The sequence below is a fragment of the Enterobacter sp. SECR19-1250 genome (assembly GCF_013391025.1).
GTDB classification, from domain to species: Bacteria; Pseudomonadota; Gammaproteobacteria; order Enterobacterales; family Enterobacteriaceae; genus Enterobacter; species Enterobacter cloacae.
The window spans coordinates 1-3,440 of record NZ_JACASJ010000206.1; the positions used below are offsets into that span (position 1 = coordinate 1).

4 protein-coding genes are annotated in these 3,440 nt (G+C 53.5%); 3 read left to right on the plus strand and 1 reads right to left on the minus strand.

From position 1 onward, the window contains the following. Window positions 1-239: 239 nt before the first annotated feature. The gene (locus tag HX884_RS25735; RefSeq protein ID WP_178328992.1) at window positions 240-917 is read left to right on the plus strand and encodes an AroM family protein; all 678 of its coding nucleotides are present in this window, start codon (window positions 240-242) and stop codon (window positions 915-917) included. Window positions 918-988: 71 nt separating this feature from the next. Beyond that, a complete protein-coding gene (ppnP, locus tag HX884_RS25740; protein ID WP_013095819.1) occupies window positions 989-1,276 on the plus strand; it encodes a pyrimidine/purine nucleoside phosphorylase in 288 nt (95 codons plus the stop codon). A 46-nt stretch (window positions 1,277-1,322) separates the two neighbouring features. Here the strand turns inward: ppnP and rdgC are convergent, their stop codons facing one another. Then, a complete protein-coding gene (gene rdgC / locus HX884_RS25745) occupies window positions 1,323-2,237 on the minus strand; it encodes a recombination-associated protein RdgC (RefSeq protein ID WP_178328993.1) in 915 nt (304 codons plus the stop codon). A 123-nt stretch (window positions 2,238-2,360) separates the two neighbouring features. Between rdgC and mak the strand changes: the two genes are divergently transcribed. After that, window positions 2,361-3,266 carry a fructokinase gene (mak, locus tag HX884_RS25750; protein WP_032618450.1) on the plus strand — a complete coding sequence of 302 codons (906 nt, stop codon included), beginning with the start codon at window positions 2,361-2,363 and terminating at the stop codon, window positions 3,264-3,266. Window positions 3,267-3,440 lie beyond the last annotated feature (174 nt).

Consider the following 3,440-nt stretch of genomic DNA (forward strand, 5'->3'; position numbering starts at 1 on the left):
GCGTGATCTGATCCTTCAACTCAGCAAAAGTTCGATTTATTCAACAAAGTCCCGCTAATGTTAAGCAGGAGTTAATATTTAGTTATTACAGGTAGCTCCGTTACCGGCAGGTGATCTTTACATTTCGGGATGGAGATCACCTGCTACGCTTGGTGCTGTTTTGTTGAAAAAACGAACTGTGCAGTGTAGTGAGCCTGTACCTGTGTAATAAGTTTTTGTAGTAATGGAAGGCGAAGACGATGAAGGCAACGTTGGCGATCATCACTATTGGTGTGGTCCCTGTAAGCGAAGTGTTACCGCTCTTAACCGAGCATGTATCTGAACAACAGATCACGCATCTCAGCCTGCTGGGGAAGATGAGCCGGGAAGAGGTCATGGAGGACTACGCTGTAGAGGCGGGGGAGGATCCCCTGGCGACGTTATTAAGCGACGGTAAACTGGCGCATGTTTCACGACAGAAAATTGAGCGCTCGCTGCAGGCAGTAATAGAAGTGCTCGATAATCAAGAGTATGACGTTATTTTGCTAATGAGTACTGCTCCCATTAAGGGACTCATGGCGCGTAATGCGATTTTACTCGAGCCGATGCGAATCATTCCGCCGCTGGTGGCATCCATTGTGGACGGACACCAGGTGGGGGTGATTGTGCCCATTGAAGAACTCATGGACAACCAGGAAGCAAAATGGCACGTGCTTGAAAAAACGCCCCTGTATGCGCTGGCCAATCCCTTCTGGAACAGTGAGGCCAAACTCATTGCGGCCGGGAAGGAGCTACTGGAGCGCGGGGCCGATGTGTTGATCCTCGACTGCCTGGGGTTCCACCAGCATCACCGCGATCTACTGCAAAAAGCGCTGGATGTGCCGGTACTGTTGTCGAACGTTCTGATGGCGCGTCTGGCCTCAGAACTCCTTACCTGATGATTTTGCGTGACAGGTCATGAGCATGGCCCCTATAGTGAATTTTTATCTAAAAATATAAGGGCCAGTTCATGCTTCAAAGTAACGAATACTTTTCCGGTAAAGTGAAATCCATTGGTTTTACCAGCAGCAGCACTGGCCGCGCCAGTGTCGGCGTGATGGCTGAAGGGGAGTACACCTTTGGTACGGCCGAAGCTGAAGAGATGACGGTGGTAAGTGGTGCGCTTAACGTCTTACTGCCGGGTGAAACGGAATGGAAAGTTTACTCTGCCGGCGAAGTTTTCAACGTCCCTGGCCACAGTGAGTTCCATCTGCAGGTTGCTGAACCGACCTCTTATCTGTGCCGCTATCTGAAATAATCTTCTTCCCTCTCCCCGTTGGGGAGAGGGTCAGGTTGAGACGAAATTATCTCTGCGCTTCGCCGCCGAGGCCTTCTACCAGATTTTGAATCAACGCGGCCAGCTCGCCGGTCATCAGGATAAAGTCCGCATCAAAGCGCTGGGCGTAATCTTCACGATCGATATCTTCGTTCTGATCGCGCAGTTCATCGCAGAACTTCAGGCGCTTAACAGAGCCATCGTCACACATCACAAACTGAATACGCTGCTGCCAGTCGAGCGCCAGTTTAGTGACCACTTTGCCTGCTTCAATGTGGACGGCGATCTCATCGCTCACCAGATCCTGCTTTTTCGCACGAATGACACCGCCATCCTCAAGCAGGGCTTTCAGTTCGGCTTCATCGAGGATCTGGAACCCTTGCGCCGCCGTGCCGCTGCGAACCCATTCGGTCAGGGTTAACTCGATTGGCGTTTCCAGCGCCAGTGGAACCACCGGCAAAGAGCCGATGCTCTTACGCAGCAGGGCCAGCGTATCTTCCGCTTTTTTGGCGCTGGCGCAGTCCACCATGATCAGCCCGTTGACGGTATCAATCCACATCATGGTCTGGCTGAAGCGGCTAAACGCGCGCGGCAGCAGGGAGTGCAACACTTCGTCTTTCAGGGAATCTTTTTCGGTCTTTTTCAGCTTGCGGCCCTGTTCGGCTTCAAGCTTAAAAATTTTCGCTTCCAGCGCCTGCTTCACCACCGGCGTGGGCAGGATTTTCTCTTCTTTACGGGCGCAAACGATGATTTGACCCGAGCTGCTGGCGTGGGTCAGGGCATCGCTTTGTGAACCCATTGGCGGAACCCAACCGGTTTTTGCCATATCCTGGCTTCCGCAAGGGGAAAAGGTATAAGCGGCTAACTGTTTTTCCATCTCTTCTGCACGCAGCGAAACGTCGCGGCTGAGACGGTAAACCATCAAATTTTTGAACCACAGCATGATAATTTCCACGGCCTTGTCGTTAAATCAGCGGGCATGATAACGAATTGTCGCATCGCTTGCATTGCTAATCGGGAAGCGTGCTTCTACTCTGTTGATAATCAAAATAATGAGGAGAGTCTTGTGCGTATTGGGATTGATTTGGGCGGCACCAAAACTGAAGTTATCGCACTGAGCGAGCAGGGGGAGCAGCTTTTCCGTCACCGCCTGCCCACGCCGCGCGACGATTATCACCAGACTATCGAGACGATTGCCCGGCTGGTTGAGATGGCAGAGCAGGCAACAGGACAGACCGGCTCCGTCGGGATGGGCATTCCCGGGTCCATTTCGCCTTATACCGGGGTGGTGAAAAACGCCAACTCCACCTGGCTCAATGGCCAGCCTTTTGATAAAGATTTGAGCGCGCGTCTGCAGCGTGAGGTGCGTCTGGCAAATGATGCAAACTGTCTGGCGGTCTCAGAGGCGATTGACGGTGCGGCGGCGGGTGCCCAGACCGTTTTTGCTGTCATCATCGGTACCGGCTGCGGGGCCGGTGTGGCGTTCGGCGGGCGTGCGCATATTGGCGGTAACGGTACGGCGGGCGAGTGGGGACATAACCCATTGCCATGGATGGATGAAGACGAACTTAAATACCGTACTGAAGTGCCGTGCTACTGTGGAAAACAGGGTTGTATTGAGACGTTTATCTCCGGCACCGGTTTTGCCACCGATTACCACCGCCTGAGCGGTCAGCCGCTTAAGGGTAACGAGATCATGCGTCTGGTTGAGGAGCAGGATCCCGTGGCGGAACTGGCGTTGAGCCGCTACGAAATGCGCCTGGCGAAATCGCTGGCGCATGTGGTGAACATTCTCGATCCTGATGTGATTGTGCTGGGCGGTGGGATGAGCAACGTCGACCGGCTGTACGCGACGGTGCCTGCTCTCGTCAAACAGTGGGTCTTCGGAGGGGAATGCGAAACCCCAATCCGCAAAGCCGTCCACGGAGACTCCAGCGGCGTGCGCGGCGCAGCGTGGTTATGGCCGGAATAAAAGTAAAACAGCAACGCACGTTGCTGTTTTTAATGTTTGTTCCCACTCCCCGTGAGCAGAGAGATCCCCAGTAATTTTTTACCGAAAGCGACGAATGCTGTTTCAGGAAAATGAATGACTTACAGCGACGTCCTGGTCCGGCTGTAAATCGCTGAGGCGTTTCCTGCAGGCCGG

Bases quoted from the DNA above. Each gene is read 5' to 3' on its own strand.
- HX884_RS25735 (WP_178328992.1), top strand. From the start codon at position 240: ATGAAGGCAACGTTGGCGATCATCACTATTGGTGTGGTCCCTGTAAGC.
- ppnP (WP_013095819.1), top strand. From the start codon at position 989: ATGCTTCAAAGTAACGAATACTTTTCCGGTAAAGTGAAATCCATTGGT.
- rdgC (WP_178328993.1), bottom strand. From the start codon at position 2,237: ATGCTGTGGTTCAAAAATTTGATGGTTTACCGTCTCAGCCGCGACGTT.